This is a genomic window from Ensifer adhaerens, assembly GCF_013283195.1.
Classification (GTDB): domain Bacteria; phylum Pseudomonadota; class Alphaproteobacteria; order Rhizobiales; family Rhizobiaceae; genus Ensifer; species Ensifer adhaerens_G.
Map to the genome: position 1 here is coordinate 2,192,555 of NZ_JABEKT010000001.1, position 17,219 is coordinate 2,209,773.

General features: G+C 60.5%; 13 protein-coding genes. 11 read left to right on the forward strand and 2 right to left on the reverse strand.

Annotated elements, in window-relative coordinates:
• Genes lpxA through LPJGGPFB_RS10465 form a run of 3 tightly spaced genes read left to right on the forward strand, consistent with a single transcriptional unit; the run spans position 1 to position 2,878 of the window.
• Complete coding sequence (lpxA, locus tag LPJGGPFB_RS10455) at positions 1-810, forward strand: acyl-ACP--UDP-N-acetylglucosamine O-acyltransferase (protein WP_427857868.1); 810 nt, start codon at positions 1-3, stop codon at positions 808-810.
• Between the two features lie 2 nt (positions 811-812).
• A complete protein-coding gene (locus tag LPJGGPFB_RS10460; RefSeq protein ID WP_173419859.1) occupies positions 813-1,703 on the forward strand; it encodes an LpxI family protein in 891 nt (296 codons plus the stop codon).
• Positions 1,700-2,878 (forward strand): lipid-A-disaccharide synthase, encoded by a 1,179-nt coding sequence (locus LPJGGPFB_RS10465; RefSeq protein WP_173419860.1) that lies wholly within the window; start codon positions 1,700-1,702, stop codon positions 2,876-2,878. The genes LPJGGPFB_RS10460 and LPJGGPFB_RS10465 overlap by 4 nt, the downstream gene beginning before the upstream one ends.
• A gap of 200 nt (positions 2,879-3,078) precedes the next feature.
• On the opposite strand, the gene gltA is transcribed toward LPJGGPFB_RS10465, so the two are convergent.
• Positions 3,079-4,368 carry a citrate synthase gene (gltA, locus tag LPJGGPFB_RS10470; RefSeq protein WP_077498285.1) on the reverse strand — a complete coding sequence of 430 codons (1,290 nt, stop codon included), beginning with the start codon at positions 4,366-4,368 and terminating at the stop codon, positions 3,079-3,081.
• Between the two features lie 316 nt (positions 4,369-4,684).
• Here gltA and LPJGGPFB_RS10475 point away from each other — a divergent pair, with 316 nt between their 5' ends.
• The 7 genes from LPJGGPFB_RS10475 to LPJGGPFB_RS10505 all read left to right on the forward strand — a co-directional run bounded on the left by LPJGGPFB_RS10475 (position 4,685) and on the right by LPJGGPFB_RS10505 (position 15,442).
• Complete coding sequence (locus tag LPJGGPFB_RS10475) at positions 4,685-7,168, forward strand: ComEC/Rec2 family competence protein (protein WP_173419861.1); 2,484 nt, start codon at positions 4,685-4,687, stop codon at positions 7,166-7,168.
• A 181-nt stretch (positions 7,169-7,349) separates the two neighbouring features.
• Complete coding sequence (gene exbB / locus LPJGGPFB_RS10480) at positions 7,350-8,471, forward strand: tonB-system energizer ExbB (protein WP_427857871.1); 1,122 nt, start codon at positions 7,350-7,352, stop codon at positions 8,469-8,471.
• Positions 8,472-8,474: 3 nt separating this feature from the next.
• Positions 8,475-8,900: a TonB system transport protein ExbD gene (exbD, locus tag LPJGGPFB_RS10485; RefSeq protein ID WP_173419863.1), complete on the forward strand. Its 426-nt coding sequence runs from the start codon at positions 8,475-8,477 to the stop codon at positions 8,898-8,900.
• Between the two features lie 240 nt (positions 8,901-9,140).
• A complete protein-coding gene (locus LPJGGPFB_RS10490; RefSeq protein ID WP_173421011.1) occupies positions 9,141-9,806 on the forward strand; it encodes a protein-L-isoaspartate O-methyltransferase family protein in 666 nt (221 codons plus the stop codon).
• 287 nt (positions 9,807-10,093) lie between these two features.
• The gene (locus tag LPJGGPFB_RS10495) at positions 10,094-11,464 is read left to right on the forward strand and encodes a TolC family outer membrane protein (RefSeq protein ID WP_173419864.1); all 1,371 of its coding nucleotides are present in this window, start codon (positions 10,094-10,096) and stop codon (positions 11,462-11,464) included.
• A gap of 184 nt (positions 11,465-11,648) precedes the next feature.
• Positions 11,649-12,479, forward strand: a complete 831-nt coding sequence (locus tag LPJGGPFB_RS10500; protein WP_173419865.1) for a PopZ family protein — start codon at positions 11,649-11,651, stop codon at positions 12,477-12,479.
• Between the two features lie 122 nt (positions 12,480-12,601).
• The gene (locus tag LPJGGPFB_RS10505; protein ID WP_173419866.1) at positions 12,602-15,442 is read left to right on the forward strand and encodes a valine--tRNA ligase; all 2,841 of its coding nucleotides are present in this window, start codon (positions 12,602-12,604) and stop codon (positions 15,440-15,442) included.
• Positions 15,443-15,463: 21 nt separating this feature from the next.
• Here LPJGGPFB_RS10505 and LPJGGPFB_RS10510 read toward each other — a convergent pair whose 3' ends face one another.
• Positions 15,464-15,745 carry a hypothetical protein gene (locus LPJGGPFB_RS10510; protein WP_173419867.1) on the reverse strand — a complete coding sequence of 94 codons (282 nt, stop codon included), beginning with the start codon at positions 15,743-15,745 and terminating at the stop codon, positions 15,464-15,466.
• 151 nt (positions 15,746-15,896) lie between these two features.
• Here LPJGGPFB_RS10510 and LPJGGPFB_RS10515 point away from each other — a divergent pair, with 151 nt between their 5' ends.
• The gene (locus LPJGGPFB_RS10515; protein WP_173419868.1) at positions 15,897-17,174 is read left to right on the forward strand and encodes an outer membrane protein transport protein; all 1,278 of its coding nucleotides are present in this window, start codon (positions 15,897-15,899) and stop codon (positions 17,172-17,174) included.
• The last annotated feature ends 45 nt before the right edge of the window (positions 17,175-17,219 follow it).

The following is a 17,219-nucleotide window of genomic DNA, read 5'->3' on the forward strand; positions in this document are numbered from 1 at the left end:
ATGATTGCAGCAACAGCGAAGATCCACCCGTCCTCGATCATCGAAGATGGGGCGACGATCGGCGAGAACGTCAAGATCGGCCCGTTTTGTTACATCGGGCCGAAAGTCGTTCTCGGCGACGATATGGAACTCAAGAGCCACGTCGTCGTGGACGGCCGTACGACGATCGGCAAGGGCTCCAAGATTTTCCCGAATGCCGTCATCGGTGGAGATTCGCAAAGCGTGCATCACAGCACGGTCGACACCATCCTGCAGATTGGCGACAACTGCACGATCCGCGAAGGCGTGACGATGAATGCAGGCACCGTCGAGTATGGCGGCGCGACGATCGTCGGCAATAACAATCTGTTCCTCGCCTATTCGCATGTGGCGCATGATTGCCGCCTCGGCGACAATATCATCATGTCGAACAACGTGATGTTGGCAGGCCACGTAACGATCGGGGACCGGGCAATCCTCGGCGGCGGCTGTGCCGTGCATCAGTTCACGCGCATCGGCCGGCAGGCGTTCATCGGCGGTCTTTCGGCCGTCAGCTACGACGTCATTCCCTATGGTATGCTAAACGGCAATCCCGGCGTCCTGAGCGGGCTCAACGTGGTGGGCATGACTCGCGCGGGCATCGAGCGTGCAACCATCCACGTGGTGCGTCGCGCCTACAAGCAGATCTTCGAAGGGCCGCAATCGGTTCGCGCCAATGCAGCCGCGATTCGCGCTGATTATGCGGACTGTGTACCGGTCGTCGAAATCCTCGATTTCATTGCAGCCGAGAGCGACAGGGCACTGTCGTCGCCAAGCCGCGGCAAGGCCTGAGCGTGACGTCGGCCGGGGCGAGCCGTGCGGCAAAAGGCGGCCGGCTCGCGATCATCGCCGGAGGCGGCGCTTTACCCCACCACGTGGCCGAGGCGGTTCGCGCCCGGGGAGAAGATCCCTTTATCATTGCGCTCTCGCGCGAAGCAGAAGAGAGCGATTGGCTTGAGTTTGACCACTCCGTTCTCCCTATCGGTGATTTCTCCGCAATCAGCCGCACCTTTAGGGATGAAGGTATCGACCGGGTCGTGCTTTCGGGTTGGGTTCGCCGGCGGCCGGAATGGCGCGATATTCGACCAACGCTGAAAACGCTTGCCAAGGTCCCGAGCGTGTTGAGGACGCTGGTGTCCGGCGGAGACGATGCCGTCTTGCGCATGGCGATGCAACTCATCGAAGCGAGCGGCGCGCATGTGATCGGCGTGCACGAGGTTGTTCCGAACCTTCTGGCAGATCCGGGGCCCATAGGCGCCCTTGCTCCATCAAGCGATGATCGACGCGATGTTGAGGCGGGTATCGCTGCCGCCAACGCGCTCGGTGCTCTTGATGTGGGGCAGGGCGCCGTCGCCGTCGGTGGCCGAGTGGTTGCGCTGGAGGGTGCTGAAGGCACCGATGCGATGCTCGAGCGCGTAGCGACACTCAAGGCGGAAGGACGGGTCTCGGCGCGCCGCCGCGGGGTGCTGGTCAAGCTGTGCAAGCCGGAACAGGATTTGCGTGCAGATCTGCCGTCGATCGGTCCATCGACAGTTGCCGGCGCTGTCGCTGCGGGGCTTGCCGGAATTGCCGTCGAAGCCGGCCGCGCCCTGGTGCTCGAGCGTGCCGAGGTGATCGAGGCCGCCAACCGGGCAGGGCTGTTTGTCATCGGCGTCGAGCGCAGCGATTACCGGGGAAGGGCATGAGCGGACAAGGCTATAGGCTGGCGGTGATTGCCGGCGAGGTATCGGGTGATCTGCTTGGGACAGATCTGGTACGGGCACTGCGCATCCAGTGCGGCCGTGATGTCGAGTTGGTCGGCGTCGGCGGGGACGGCCTGGAGGGCGAAGGTCTGAAATCGCTGTTCGACTACTCCGAACTGTCGATCATGGGCTTTTCGCAGGTGCTGGCGCGTCTGCCGAAGCTGATTCTGCGCATCCGGCAGACTGCCAATGCTATCATTGCGGCGCGCCCCGATGCCCTGCTGATCATCGATAGTCCGGATTTCACCCATCGTGTGGCGCGTCGCGTGCGTGCCGCATTGCCGGATCTGCCCGTCATCAACTATGTCTGCCCGAGTGTATGGGCGTGGAAGCCGGAACGTGCGCCACGCATGCGCAGCTATGTCGACCACGTGTTGGCGGTTCTGCCGTTCGAACCCGAGATCATGCGCAAGCTCGAGGGCCCGCCGACGACCTATATAGGCCATCGCCTGGCCTCGGACGCCAATGTGCTTGCCGTTCGCGCCAGCAGGCGTGAGAAATTGCGCGAGGAGAATGGCAGTTCCGTTTCGACCTGCCTGCTTCTGCCGGGCTCTCGGTCGAGCGAGATCGGGCGACTGCTGCCGATTTTTGGACAGATGGTTGACGAACTCGCGGCCCGGCATCCGGGCGTCCGGTTCCTGTTGCCAACGGTTCCTCGCCAGGAAAAACGCGTGCGCGAGATCACGTCCGGTTGGAAGGTTCAGCCCGAGATATCCGTCGGCGCTGCCGAAAAATGGGCGGCCTTCGACAAGGCGGATGCTGCAATCGCCGCGTCGGGCACAGTCATTCTTGAACTCGCGCTTGCCGGCGTTCCGGTCGTCTCGACCTATGATGCCGATTGGCTCGTGCGGTTGCTGCATAACCGCATCCGAATCTGGAGCGGGGCACTTCCCAATCTGATCGCCGATTTCCCGATCGTGCCGGAATATTTCAACCAGAGCATTCGGCCGGGCGCCCTGACCCGTTGGGTCGAGCGGCTGTCTGCCCCGACCGCCCAGCGCGCATCAATGCTCGATGGCTACGCGCTCGTGCAAGAGCGCATGGCGACAAGCAGACCGCCCGGCCAACTGGGCGCTGAGATCGTCCTTGCGCATATGCAGGACAAAAACGTCCGCTAGTTACGCATTTCCCGACGGAAAACCGCTCCGCACATTTCCTGGAAATGCTTTGGCGACCGATCTCCTTGGGCATTCGATCTTTCGGTGCAGCGATCACCACGGCAATAGAGTAGACCGGAACATCGTCGCGATGGTCCGGTCTCCAAATGAAAAAAAGCCCGGTCATTTCTGGCCGGGCTTTTTCATTTTATATCAAGATCTTAACGCTTGGAGACCGGCACGTAGTCGCGCTGCGGAGCGCCGACATAGAGCTGGCGCGGGCGGCCGATGCGCTGTTCCGGATCTTCGATCATCTCGTTCCACTGGGCGATCCAGCCGACGGTGCGCGCGAGCGCGAACAGCACGGTGAACATGGTGGTGGGGAAGCCCAGCGCCTTTAGCGTGATGCCGGAGTAGAAGTCGATGTTCGGGTAGAGCTTCTTCTCGATGAAGTATTCGTCGGTGAGCGCAATACGCTCGAGTTCCATCGCCACTTCGAGAAGCGGATCGTCCTTGTGGCCAAGTTCCGCGAGGACTTCATGCGTGGTCTTCTGCATGATCTTGGCGCGCGGATCGTAGTTCTTGTAGACGCGGTGGCCGAAGCCCATCAGGCGGAACGGGTCGTTCTTGTCCTTGGCCTTGGCGATGAATTCCGGAATACGGTCAACCGAGCCGATTTCGGCCAGCATGTTGAGCGCAGCCTCGTTGGCGCCGCCGTGAGCAGGCCCCCAGAGGCAGGCGATGCCGGCGGCGATGCAGGCAAACGGATTGGCTCCGGACGAACCGGCAAGGCGCACGGTCGAGGTCGAGGCGTTCTGCTCGTGGTCGGCATGCAGGATGAAGATGCGATCCATTGCGCGCGACAGCACCGGGTTGACCACATACTCCTCGCAAGGCACGGCAAAGCACATGCGCAGGAAGTTGGAGGCGTAGTCGAGGTCGTTCTTCGGATAAACGAAGGGCTGGCCGATATGGTACTTGTAGGCCATGGCGGCAATCGTCGGCATCTTTGCGATCATGCGCAGCGAGGCGACCATGCGCTGGTGCGGATCGGTGATGTCGGTCGAGTCGTGATAGAACGCCGAGAGGGCGCCGACGCAGCCGCACATGACGGCCATCGGGTGGGCGTCGCGGCGGAAGCCGGTGAAGAAGCGCGACATCTGCTCGTGCACCATGGTGTGGTGCGTGACGCGATAGTCAAAGTCAGCCTTCTGTGCCTTCGTCGGCAGTTCGCCGTAAAGCAGCAGGTAGCAGACTTCGAGGAAATCGCCATGTTCGGCAAGCTGCTCGATCGGGTAGCCGCGATGCAGGAGCACGCCTTCATCACCGTCGATATAGGTGATTTTGGATTCGCACGACGCCGTCGAGGTAAAGCCCGGGTCGTAGGTGAACATCTTGGTCTGCTTGTAGAGCGAACCGATATCGACCACATCAGGACCGATGGACCCCGATCGCACTGGTAGTTCCGCCGACTTTCCATCGAGTGTTACGACCGCGCTTTTTTCTGTCATGGGGACCCTCCGTCTTATGGCAACGTGGCACAGAGATATGCCACGAAAATGAACGTTGCGAAGTTGCTATATGATTTATTTTCGGCTGCCAAGCTGTACGAAAGGCAAATTGTGCGATGCGAAAATGTGCATATGGCGACGCAATAATCGCACGTTAGGGCAATATGTCCAACGGGATCAATGGCGGTCAAAGCAATGGTGGGGGACCATTCCATATAGGATTGCCGCTTTTTTCGGCAGATAGCGTCCTGGTTGCGGATCTGGCGTGTTGGTTGCATCATCGATGTCGACTGTCTTCGGGGGGAAGTGCCGTACGATGAGCGAGATCGAGGCCCGGTCTTCGATGCAGGATGGAGTTCGCGCCGCTCCGGCGCTACCCGCGTCGGTTTTGGCCGACGGTGCGCCTGCAACGCCTGCGAACAGGCGCGCCAAGCTCGTCTTTCGCTTTTTGAAGTCTATGGCAATGGCTGCGCGCATGCGCCTGCGACCGGCTGCCATTGCTTCATCCTGGCGCAGCGCCATCGAGGAAGAGGCGACGTTCGGCCACGGATTGGTCCTCGTCCCGGTGCTGCTTGCCGCCGGTGTGCTGACGTGGCTTTCGCTGCCTTATGACCTCGGACTCGTCAAACTTGCACTGCTGCCTTGCGTTTTCAGTATAGCCGCCTTGTCGTGCAACGGGGCCGTGCGCGCCATTCGCCCGCTGATGATCGCCGCCGGGTTGTTCAGCGCGGGCATGGTGCTTGTCGCGGCCGAAACGGCGCGCATCGACACGGTCGTGCTCGACGGCCCGGTAACGACCAATCTGCGCGGGAAAGTGTTTTCACGCGAGAAGAATGATCGTGAGCATTGGCGCTACGGCGTTCTTATCGAGCAAACCACCGAGCCGACGCTGCGGCGGCCACCGCTCAAGGTCATGGTACTGTCACGCAGCCCGCACACACCGTTGTCGATCGGAGCCACGATCGAAGGCAGGGCACGCCTTTCTCCACCTTCGGGCCCCGCGCTACCGGGTCTCAACGATTTCGCATTTGACGCATACTTCCGGCAGATTGGCGCCGTCGGCTATTTCTACGGTGCGCCGCATAGCCCTGCGGTCGATGCTGGCGCCGCGAAGGAGGACCCTTCGCTTTGGGCGCAAATGGCAGAAGGTCTGGCCGCGATGCGCGCAGCGGTCGGCGAGCGGATCCGCGGGGTGATCGGGGGCGACACCGGTGCGCTCGCCGCGGCCCTGGTGACAGCCGAGGAGAGAGCGATCGGTCGCGACACCGTCGAGATGCTGCGGCAGGCAGGCCTCGCCCACGTGTTGGCGATTTCCGGTCTCAACATGGTGCTCGCCGCGGGAACCTTCTTGATCGGGGCTCGAACGATCCTGAGCGCGGTTCCCGGTTTGGCGCAGCGGGTGGCGATCAAGAAGATTGCCGCTGCCGGTGCGCTGGCCATGGTCTTTCTTTACATCCTGATTTCCGGCGGCGCTGTTTCCGCGGTGCGAGCGTGGATCATGATCTCGATCATGCTGGTGGCGGTGTTTTTCGATCGTATGTCGATCAGCCTGCGAAACATCGCGCTGGCTGCAATTGTCATCATCGTGATTACGCCATCTGCCGTTGCGGGGCCGGGCTTCCAGATGTCTTTCGCCGCCACGCTGGCGTTGGTTGCCGGTTACGCACGCTGGCGTGAGCGTGCGCAAGCTGATGAGCTGGCAGCCGCCGGACGCTGGTGGGGCAGGCGGCTCGTCGTGGGCTTTGTCATCGGCGTACTTGCGACCTCGCTGATCGGCGGCCTTGCGACGTCCGTCTACTCCGCCGCCTATTTCCAGCGCCTGCCGGCCTACGGCCTGCTCGCCAACATACTCGCAGCGCCTCTGATCAGCATTGTCATCATGCCGTTCGGTCTCTTCGCCATGTTGCTGATGCCCTTTGGTCTCGAACAGTATCCGCTTGCCGTGATGGCATGGGGGCTCGATGGCATGCTGGTGATCGCCCGTTTCGTGACGTCGCTCGACGGCGAATTCCTGACGGGCCGAGTCGGGCCTTTGGCTTTCCTGCTTATTGCCTTTGGCGGCATCATACTGTGCGTGTTGCGGACCTGGCTTGCGGCTCTGGGTGGCGTCGTGTTGCTCGTCGGTTTGATGTGTCTCGTCGTCGAGGACAGACAGCTGCCGGCGGTTGTGGTGTCGGAGGACGGGCGTCTCGTTGGATTGGTCACTGACGCCGCCATTGCGACGAACCGGGATCGGCCCTCGGATTTCCTTTTTTCACAATGGCAGCGCGCATTGGCGGTCGAGAGCCACGTCGCTCCAATGCCTGCGCTTGGGGCGGTAGCCGAAGGCCTCTATCCCGAAGCCAAACGCCAATCCGGCAAGGCAACGCCGCGGGTGTTCGATCCAGCGGCCGCCGCCACCATCCGCAAGGATTTCAACGCCGCGCTCAGTAACGCGTCGCCCAATGTCTTTTCATGCCGCGAGAAGCAATGGTGCGTCGCCCGAAGCAATGCCGGATGGATGGTCGCCCTCATCGAAAATCCCAACCTGTTCGAGGTGCTGTGCGATCAAGCCGATCTGTTGATCGTGCCCGGAAGCTTTAGCGAGCGGACCTGTTCATCCGGTCAAGCGCGGATACTGAATGGACGCCTGCTGCGGTTGACAGGTGCGGTCGAGATTTTCGCGGAGCCGACCCTAGGCAATCAGCGTTCGGACATGCGTTTCAAGACGTCGTTTACGTCCCTGCAACGCCCCTGGGAGCGTCACCGTGCTTATGACTGGCGGCGGGACGACTTTGGCGATGATCCGCCACTGCTCTAAATCTTGAGGCCGGGTGGGTTGAAATGCAGGCGCGAAATTATTCTTGATTTATATACTCCACAAATCCTTGTGTTTCGGTCATAGTTTGTCGTAAAGAGCGGCCAATGCACGTTGAGGTGGCTCGAATTCCGGCTGCCAGTGATTTTGTGATGGCGAAACGGACCAGTACGCGAGGAACAAGATGCCCAACCGAACCCGATCGAAGCTGAGTTTTTTGGCGGCAGCGACATTGGTGCTGGCTTGCAGTGTTTCCTCAACGGTCGTCTTGGCTCAGGCCACTTCAATCGAGACAGCAACCCCGACCATCGGTCAGGTTCAGAGCGCCGAACCGGCGGCAACGGCACCGAGCAACGCAGGCACTGCGACCCAAGGCGAGCAGCCCGCGGATTCTGGGGCAGTAACGTCGCAGCCCGTGGACGCTCAACCGGCTGCCGGTACGCAGCCGACGGAGAACGGAATTGCAGTGACTGGAGCAGATACCGGCGGACAAACCCCGCCCGTATCGGTTGATACCCCCGCAGTCGAAGCGCCGTCGGAAGTCGCCGCCAACCCCATTCTGCCGCATGATCTCTCGCCGATGGGTATGTTCCTTGCTGCCGACATGGTGGTGAAGGCCGTGATGATCGGACTTGCGCTTGCCTCGGTGATCACATGGGCGATTTTCGTGGTCAAGACGTTCGAGCTCTTTGCCGCAAAGGCACGCCTTGGCCGTGCTGTCCGTCAACTCTCGGCTGCAAACGGATTGGCTGAGCTTAAGTCCACATTCGACGGCAGGTCGGGGCCTGCCGCGGAAATGGTTGCCGCTGCGATCGATGAGATGGTGCGTTCCGAGGCTGTGCTCGATCACGCGCCGGCGGCAGGTCTCAAGGAACGCGTCGCATCGCTGCTGACGCGCATCGAAGTTCGCGCCGGCAAGCGCATGACCAGCGGTACGGGCATTCTTGCCTCGATCGGATCCGTCGGTCCGTTCGTCGGCCTGTTCGGAACCGTCTGGGGCATCATGAACTCCTTCATCGGCATCAGCAAAGCACAGACGACCAATCTGGCGATCGTTGCCCCCGGCATTGCCGAAGCGCTGCTGGCGACCGCAATAGGCCTCGTCGCCGCAATCCCAGCAGTTATCATCTACAACTACTTTGCCCGCTCGGTGGGCGGCTACAAGGTGGTCCTCGCTGACGCGGCAGCCGCTGTCGAACGGCTTGTCAGCCGTGATCTCGATCATCGCCTGGTGCGCAAGGCACAACCGCGTCGCCAAGAGGGCTTCGCCCATCCGGCAGAAGCATCCATCGCAAGGATCGGGTGAGACATGGCCGGCAAGGTTAGCGATAGCGGCGGCGATCTCGACGAAAACAGCGAGATCAACGTCACTCCTTTCATCGACGTCATGCTCGTCTTGCTCATCATCTTCATGGTGGCAGCACCGCTTGCGACCGTGGACATGAAGGTTGATCTGCCGCAGTCAGTCTCCAAACCGACGCCGCGTGACGACAAGCCGGTGTTCGTGACGCTCAACGCCGATCTTGGCTTGGCGATCGGCAATGAGGAAACGGCCCGCGAAGAGTTTGCGGCGGAGCTTCAGCGCCTGACCGAAGGCAACACCGAGACACGCGTCCTGCTGCGTGCGGACAAGGCCGTCGACTACGGCGAGCTGATGACGGTCATGAACCTCATCCAGAACGCCGGTTATGCCAAGATTGCCCTTGTTGGGCTGGAGGGTGCGCCTGGCCGCTGAGTCGGGCGTTAGCCGTTCGGGTGTCGGCCGGCCGCATGTCTGGCGCATTTATCGGGGCGCGCAATCGCCGAACCCGCTTTTCCGGTTTCCTTTTTCCGCTGCAAGATGTCGCTGTCGCTTGAAACCGGCGGGGCGGCGATTTATGAGCTTATGGAAAGGCTGCGCATCGGCAGCCGTATGACGACTGCGCGGTTTTCCGGGATGCCGGTACCGCGCCCATCCGGACACGAGGGCAGTATGATGAATTTCGAAGCGGCGCGCACCAAGATGGTGGACAATCAGATCCGGACGACGGATGTCACGTCCCACGCGATCTTGTCCGCTTTCCTTTCCGTACCGCGCGAAGAGTTCGTGCCCGCGCGCATGAGGGAGCTTGCCTATATCGACGCCGACATCGAGCTCGACGGAACCAAGGGCGTTGGCCCACGGTACCTGATGGAGCCGTCGCCGCTCGCCAAGCTGTTGCAACTCGCCGAAATTTCGAAGTCGGACGTTGTGCTGGAGATCGGTTGTGGCACCGGCTACGCCTCCGCGCTGCTTTCGCTGATCGCCGGCTCGGTCGTCGCACTTGAAAGCGATGAGGCGCTTGCCGCCACGGCGACGGAAACGCTGGCCCGGCTCGGTTATGACAATGTTGCCGTCGTCACAGGCGATCTTGGCAAGGGCTATGCCGCCGAAGCACCCTATGACGTGATCTTCGTTAACGGGTCCGTGGAGGTGCTTCCTGCGGCATTGTTCGAGCAGCTGCGCAACGGCGGCCGGCTGATTGCGGTCGAAGGCTTCGGTAATGCTTCGCGTGCTAAGCTCTATGTCCATGAGCATGGGAAGACGTCCGAAAGGGCGGACTTCAACACTGCGGTAAAGCCGCTTCCCGGTTTTCGCCGCGAGCAGACTTTTGTTTTTTGAGGTGCCACTTATTGAGGTATCTCAACATTTGATTGTGCTGCTAAAATAGCAATGTTGCCAATTGGCAACGAACCACCTGTTTCTTTTTGAAATGATCGTGCGCAGTATCGGTGTACAGTTGTGATCGTGCCGATTCCGGGTTTCAAAGAGTGCTGAGGTAGTGATTTGCTCACCGGTGGGCGGTGTGAGCGCTTCATCGCCGTATTTATGGCGGCTCGGTTTCGACTTCGGAATGGTGCCGCAGGAAATAGTGGGCTGGCTTTGCCGCCCCGATCGGAGAGGGAAGTATGGTGTCGATTGTCCGCAAAGCAGCCTTTTGGGCTGCCGTCTCGACGAGTGTACTGCTTGCGCCGCAGGCCGTGCTGGCGGAGACGATCTTCGGCGCAATGGCCAAAGCCTATGAGAATAACCCGGATCTGAACGCCGCGCGCGCCGGTCTTCGGGCGACCGACGAAGGGGTTCCGATCGCGAAGTCCGGGTTTCGCCCACAGGTTTCGGCGTTTGCAAACGGAACGCTTTCCAATGTCCAGAACGACGTTATCGGAAGCCGGAACTTTCACCAGGGGCAGATCGGTGTCACCGTAACCCAGATGATTTTTGACGGCTTTCAGACGTTGAACAACGTTCGCGCCGCCGAATCGAATGTCTTCGCCAACCGCGAAGGGCTTCGGGCGAACGAAATTCAGATTCTGCTGGCAGCAGCGACATCATACGCCAACATCGCACGCGACCAGCAGATCGTTTCCATCCGTCGACAGAACATCGCCTTCCTCAAGGAGCAGCTGAACGCGTCTCAGGCCCGCCTCGACGTCGGTGAAGGCACGCGGACTGACGTGAGCCTTGCTGAAGCATCGCTCGCCAACGCTCAGTCGCTTCTGATCAGCGCCATCGCGCAGCTGAAGCAGAGCGAGGCGGTTTATGTTCAGATCGTCGGCGTGGCGCCGACCGGCATCAAGCAGCCGGCACCTGCCTCAAAGGGGCTTCCCCGGTCGCTCGATCAGGCTGTTGCCCTTGGGCTGCGCCAGCATCCGACCATTCTCGCCGCGCAATACAATGTCGATACGGCCGGCTTCCAGGTGAAGTCAGCTGAAGGCACGATGCTCCCCGGCGTGACTATCCAGGGCCAGGTTGGGCGCACGACGGGTAATTCCGGTGACGGTGTCGTCAGCGACACGTCGAGCGTCACGGCTCGCTTGACGGTGCCGATCTATCAGGGCGGTGCAGAATATGGTCAGATTCGTCGGGCCAAAGAGACTCTCGGGCAGCAGCGTATTCTGGTCGATTCGCAGCGTGCAGCCGTTCAGCAGAACGTTGTGACGGCTCATGCCCAGCTTGAGGCGGCGATCGCCCGCATCGGCGCCAACAAGACCCAGATCTCGGCGGCCAACATGGCGCTCGCCGGCGTCATCGAAGAGCGCAAGGTCGGCCAGCGCACGACGCTCGACGTCCTCGACTCGCAACAAACTGTGCTGAATGCGCAGGAACAGCTGGCGATTGCCCAGCGCGATGCTGTCGTAGCGAGCTACGGTCTGCTCGCCGCCACCGCGATCTTGAGCGTCAAGAGCCAGGGCCTGCAGGTTGCCGAATACCGTGCCGAAGAGCACTACGAGGCGGTCAAGGACAAGTGGTTCGGACTTCGAACCGTCGACGGCCGCTGATCAAAGAAAACGCCTCGGGAAACCGGGGCGTTTCTGCTTCTGCCGGCAAAAACAAATCTGTGCAACAATCCAAGTGTCTGATTCGCGGCGTATGTTTCGCCCGCGAACTCACTTAAGGTTTGTTTGCAATCGGCACATGCGTCGTTTCGGGACACATGCTCGGCCGCGTCAAACGGGGATAGAAATGGCACAGCTCAATGTCGCGCGTGAACCTTCGATGGATGAGATTCTTGCATCCATTCGTAAGATCATCGAGAGCAACGAGCCGGGGCAGATCGATTTCTCCTCGCAGGATCACTACGAGGACGATGCGTCCGACGAAATCGAGCTGACGATCGACAGCGAAATCGAAGCAGCGGCTTTCGGCGGGCGCGACGAGAGCCTCGAAGCGCCAAAGCCAGCAACGCCTGCGCCGGCGATCGAGGTGGCCGTCATCCCTTCGGAGCCGCATGCAAACATCGCGCAGCCGCCGCTTTCCCTGGCCGATGTCGCTGCCCGGGTGCGGGCGGCCTCCGAGCGTCATACCGTGAGCTATACGACGAAAGCGAACGCCGGCGACGAACCGCCGCGTAGTGTTCACGATAGCCCGGTGATCACGTCGCGAATGGCTGCCGTCTCGTCGCCGCAAGCGCCGGCTGGTCGTCTCCCGCTGAGCGAGGCCCAGCAGCCCGGCAACGAGAGTGTCGCGGTTGAAACGCCGGTAGCGGCGCCGAAGCTGGTAGAGCCTGTGGCCGTCGCCGTTTCGGCCGGTCCGGTGGCGCTTGTCGCTGAAGAACCTGTGGTCGAAAAAGCCGCACCTGCGATCATTTCGGCCGAGGTCGGTCGTCAGGTTGCGCAGTCCTTTGACAATCTTGCCCAGGCGGTCGACCTTAGCACGCGTCGGTCGTTCGATGAAATTGCCGAAGAAATGTTGCGTCCGATGCTGCAGGAGTGGCTGGACGACAACCTGCCGACCTTGGTGGAACGGCTCGTGCGGGAAGAGATCGAACGCGTCGCGCGCGGCCCCCGACGCTAGTACCTGAGCCTTTCCGACACAGGGGCCGCGGAACAGTCGCGGCCTTTTTGCGTTCGTGTTGACTTGCACCGGTCGTTCCGGTTTACAAGACATAGATATCAATCTCCAAAATTGGCTTCAAAATGCTTGATAAGACCTACGATTCCGCATCCGTCGACCCGCGTATCGCCAAGAAGTGGGACGAAGAAAACGCGTTTCGTGCAGGTGCGGGAGCAAAGCCCGGCGCCGACAGCTTCTGTATCGTGATCCCGCCACCGAACGTGACGGGCTCGCTGCACATGGGCCATGCGCTGAACAACACGCTGCAGGACGTCCTGGTGCGGTTCGAACGCATGCGCGGCAAGGACGTGCTGTGGCAGCCCGGCATGGACCATGCCGGTATCGCCACGCAGATGGTCGTCGAGCGCAAGCTGATGGAACAGCAACAACATCGCCGCCAGATGGGCCGCGAAGCCTTCATCGAGAAGGTCTGGGAGTGGAAAGCCGAATCCGGCGGATTGATCTTCAATCAGTTGAAGCGCCTGGGCGCTTCCTGTGATTGGTCGCGCGAGCGCTTCACCATGGACGACGGCCTGTCGGAGGCTGTGCTCGAAGTCTTCGTTTCGCTCTACAAGGAAGGCTTGATCTACAAGGACAAGCGTCTGGTCAACTGGGATCCGAAGCTGCTGACGGCAATTTCCGATCTTGAAGTCGAGCAGCACGAAATCAACGGAAACCTCTGGTATCTGCGCTATCCGTTGGAGCCGGGCGTCACCTATCAGCACCCTGTTGCCTTCGATGAAGACGGCAAGGCGACGGATTGGGAAACCCGCAACTATCTGGTCGTTGCCACCACGCGACCGGAGACGATGCTTGGCGATAGCGGCATTGCCGTCAATCCGGAAGACGAGCGCTACAAGCCGCTGATCGGCAAACACGTTATCTTGCCGATCGTTGGCCGACGCATCCCGGTCGTTGGCGACGACTATGCCGATCCGACAGCAGGAACAGGTGCCGTCAAGATCACGCCGGCGCACGACTTCAACGACTTTGACGTCGGCAAGCGTGCCGGCCTTGCCGCCATCAACATCCTGACGATCGAAGGCCGGATCACCATCAAGGACAACGAGGAGTTCCTCGAGGGCCTCAGCGATCCCGCCGCCCTGCATGGCGCTTGGGACGAGCTGGAAGGCAAGGACCGATTCGAGGCGCGCAAGATCATCGTCCGGATTTTCGAGGAAGCCAGTCTGCTCGACAAGATCGAGCCGCACAAGCACATGGTTCCGCATGGCGACCGCGGCGGCGTGCCGATCGAGCCGCGCCTGACGGAGCAATGGTATGTCGATGCAAAGACGCTGGCAAAGCCCGCGATTGCATCGGTCAAGGAAGGCCGCACCAACTTCGTTCCGAAGAACTGGGAGAAGACCTATTACGAATGGATGGAGAACATCCAGCCGTGGTGCGTCTCGCGCCAGCTCTGGTGGGGACATCAGATTCCGGCCTGGTACGGACCGGACGGTCAGGTCTTCGTTGAGAAGACCGAGGAAGAGGCGCTGCACGCTGCGATCCAGCATTATCTGGCCCACGAGGGCCCGATGAAGGCCTATGTCGAAGACCTGCTTGAGAACTTCAAGCCGGGCGAGATCCTGACCCGCGACGAGGACGTGCTCGACACCTGGTTCTCCTCGGCACTCTGGCCGTTCTCGACGCTCGGCTGGCCGAACGAGACACCGGAACTCGAAAAATACTACCAGACCGACGTTCTGGTCACCGGCTTCGACATCATCTTCTTCTGGGTCGCCCGGATGATGATGATGGGACTTCACTTCATGAAGGATGCCGACGGCACGCCGGTCGAGCCGTTCCACACCGTTTATGTCCACGCGCTCGTTCGCGACAAGAACGGCCAGAAGATGTCGAAGTCCAAGGGCAACGTTATCGATCCCCTGGAGCTGATGGACGAATACGGCGCCGACGCGCTGCGCTTTACGCTGGCGATCATGGCCGCCCAGGGGCGCGACGTGAAGCTCGACACGGCCCGCATCGCCGGCTACCGCAACTTCGGCACCAAGCTCTGGAACGCAACGCGTTTCGCGCAGATGAACGGCGTCACCAACAGCGACGGCTTCATTCCGGAGGCGTCGTCGCTGACGATCAACCGCTGGATCCTGACCGAGCTTTCGCGCACGATCCGCGACGTGACCGAAGCGCTTGAAGGTTTCCGCTTCAACGAGGCTGCCGGCAGCCTCTATCGCTTCGTCTGGAACCAGTTCTGCGACTGGTATCTCGAGCTGCTGAAGCCCGTCTTCAGCGGTGACGACGAAGCGGCAAAGCGCGAATCCCAGGCCTGCGTCGCCTATGTTCTCGATGAGATCTACAAGCTGCTGCACCCGTTCATGCCCTTCATGACCGAAGAACTCTGGGATCAGACGGCGGGCGAGGGACGTGAGCGCGCCGGCCTGCTCTGCCACGCGGAATGGCCGTCTGCGTCCTATGCCGACGATGCTGCCGCCGACGAGATCAATTGGTTGATCGATCTGGTGTCGGGCATCCGTTCGGTCCGCTCCGAAATGAACGTGCCGCCGGCGGCAACCGCGCCGCTCATCGTCGTCGCCGCCAATGCGCTGACGCGCGAACGGCTGGAACGTCACGCTTCGGCCATCGGTCGGCTGGCGCGTGTGGAGCATATCGATCATGCGACCGTTGCCCCGCGCGGCAGCGCCCAGATCGTGATCGGCGAAGCGACGGCCTGCCTGCCGCTGGGCAACCTGATCGACCTCTCGGTTGAAAAGGCACGTCTTGAAAAGGCGATTTCCAAAGTCGATGTCGAGCGAGACCGTATTCTCGGCAAGCTGGCGAACGAGAAGTTCGTCGCCAACGCAAAGCCCGAACTGGTTGAAGCCGAGCGTGAGCGTCTCGTCGAGCTGGATCTGCAGAAGGAATCGCTCGGCATTGCCCTGGCGCGGGTGGCGGAAGCTGGCTAAGCGGATCGCAAGATCTTGATTTTATACGATCCGCGGTGGCAACACCGCGGATTTTTCATTTTCTGACGGTGCATCCGGAGCGTCTGCCGAGCCGATTCGTCGCGCCGGCGCGGCGGCTTTCTGTCGCGCCGCCTTGGGCGTTCGAGGCTGGCTTTCAAACCCGGATATTTCTTTTTTGGTGCAAAAACCAATGTTGTTGTCGTTGAGTAACACTTTCGGATTATATTGGAAAATAATACTAACATTAGCGACATAGTCGCCGTTGGGAGGAAAATCCGTTCGATTTGCGGGGATTGTGTTCAAATGATGAGAATCTTACGTAAATTTGGCGGCGGCGATGGCCGGTATCCCCCTAGAATGCGGCATTTGCGATTTCACGTGATCGTGAGAATACTTTTGCCACAGGCGACGTGAGGTGGATTGTCGCAGATTGAAATGCAGGGGGAGGAGCTTAATGGCTCATGAGAATTTGAAGCGGGGCGTCCTGGCGTTGGCAGCCGGAATTCTGGTTGCGTCGTCGGCGCACGCTGGCGGTCTTGAACGCGGCGGTTACAACATCGACCTGCTGTTCGACCCGTCGGACTATGCGGCGGAAGCAGCAACGACTTACGTGGTGCCGCAGCGCAGGCTGAAGAATGTTCGGGACACTGATACCGGCAACACGGACATCCTCGGCGGGACGTTCGGTGGGGGAAATCTGAATTACCGTCCGAATTCCGTCGATGACACCGAGAACTATTGGGTCCCCCGTGTTGGTATCAAGGCAGCCTTGACTGACGGTATCGATTGCATGGCTGACTACTCCCAGCCTTGGGGTGCGCACACCAATCCCGGCAAGAACTGGGCTGGCGCCAATAACAATATCGAGACGAAGGTCGAGAGCGATAACTATGCGGCGACCTGTTCCTACAAGTGGGATATGGGTCCCGGTCAATTCCGCATCATCGGCGGCGTCTTCTACCAGGAAGTGAACGGCTTCAAAGAACGGTTGGTCCAGGATTATACGGGCACCGCGCTGGCAGGCCTCTTTTCGGGCGTTGGCAGGCTTGAGCTGGAAGGCGACGGCTGGGGCTGGCGGACGGGCGTGGGCTATGAAATCCCTGAATACGCCCTGCGCGCGAGCCTCGTCTACAACAGTTCGGTAGAGTTGGATAATCTGTCGGGCTTCATCGATCTGCGTCAACTGGGCTTCGTTGTCCCCGGTGTTGGCCTGGTCACCGGCACGAAGTACGATGTAAACGGTTCGGCTTCGATGCCGGATTCGCTCGAACTCAAACTGCAGAGCGGGTTCGCGCCGGATTGGGCTGCGTTCGGCTCCGTCAAGTGGACCGACTGGAGCCAGTTGCAGGTCTTGAAATTCTGCCCGGCCACCGTATCTCGTACGACCCCTTGCACCAGCCTGGACCTTCTTTATCGTGATGGCTGGACCATTTCAGGCGGCGTCGGACACAAGTTCAACGACCAGTGGAGCGGTGCGGTCAGCCTGACCTGGGATCGTGGCACGAGCCACGGTTATGGCAGTCAGACTGATACCTGGCTCTTGGGCTCGGGTGTCTCGTATACGCCGACGAAAAATGTCGAGTTTCGTATGGCTGGTTTCGCCGGTATCATGACAAGCGGCAGTTCCGGCGCGGTTACCTATCAGGGCGACGTCATCGGCGACGATGTGTCGTATGACTTTGGCAATGATTTCGTCGGAGGGATTTCGACGGCACTCAAGGTAAAATTCTGATCCACTATCGACCAGAACGTTCAAGGCCCGGCTCATCCCCGGGCC

Coding starts and splice junctions, on each gene's coding strand:
- lpxA (WP_427857868.1), top strand. CDS start 1: ATGATTGCAGCAACAGCGAAGATCCACCCGTCCTCGATCATCGAAGAT.
- LPJGGPFB_RS10465 (WP_173419860.1), top strand. CDS start 1,700: ATGAGCGGACAAGGCTATAGGCTGGCGGTGATTGCCGGCGAGGTATCG.
- gltA (WP_077498285.1), bottom strand. CDS start 4,368: ATGACAGAAAAAAGCGCGGTCGTAACACTCGATGGAAAGTCGGCGGAA.
- LPJGGPFB_RS10475 (WP_173419861.1), top strand. CDS start 4,685: ATGAGCGAGATCGAGGCCCGGTCTTCGATGCAGGATGGAGTTCGCGCC.
- exbB (WP_427857871.1), top strand. CDS start 7,350: ATGCCCAACCGAACCCGATCGAAGCTGAGTTTTTTGGCGGCAGCGACA.
- exbD (WP_173419863.1), top strand. CDS start 8,475: ATGGCCGGCAAGGTTAGCGATAGCGGCGGCGATCTCGACGAAAACAGC.
- LPJGGPFB_RS10490 (WP_173421011.1), top strand. CDS start 9,141: ATGAATTTCGAAGCGGCGCGCACCAAGATGGTGGACAATCAGATCCGG.
- LPJGGPFB_RS10495 (WP_173419864.1), top strand. CDS start 10,094: ATGGTGTCGATTGTCCGCAAAGCAGCCTTTTGGGCTGCCGTCTCGACG.
- LPJGGPFB_RS10500 (WP_173419865.1), top strand. CDS start 11,649: ATGGCACAGCTCAATGTCGCGCGTGAACCTTCGATGGATGAGATTCTT.
- LPJGGPFB_RS10505 (WP_173419866.1), top strand. CDS start 12,602: ATGCTTGATAAGACCTACGATTCCGCATCCGTCGACCCGCGTATCGCC.
- LPJGGPFB_RS10515 (WP_173419868.1), top strand. CDS start 15,897: ATGGCTCATGAGAATTTGAAGCGGGGCGTCCTGGCGTTGGCAGCCGGA.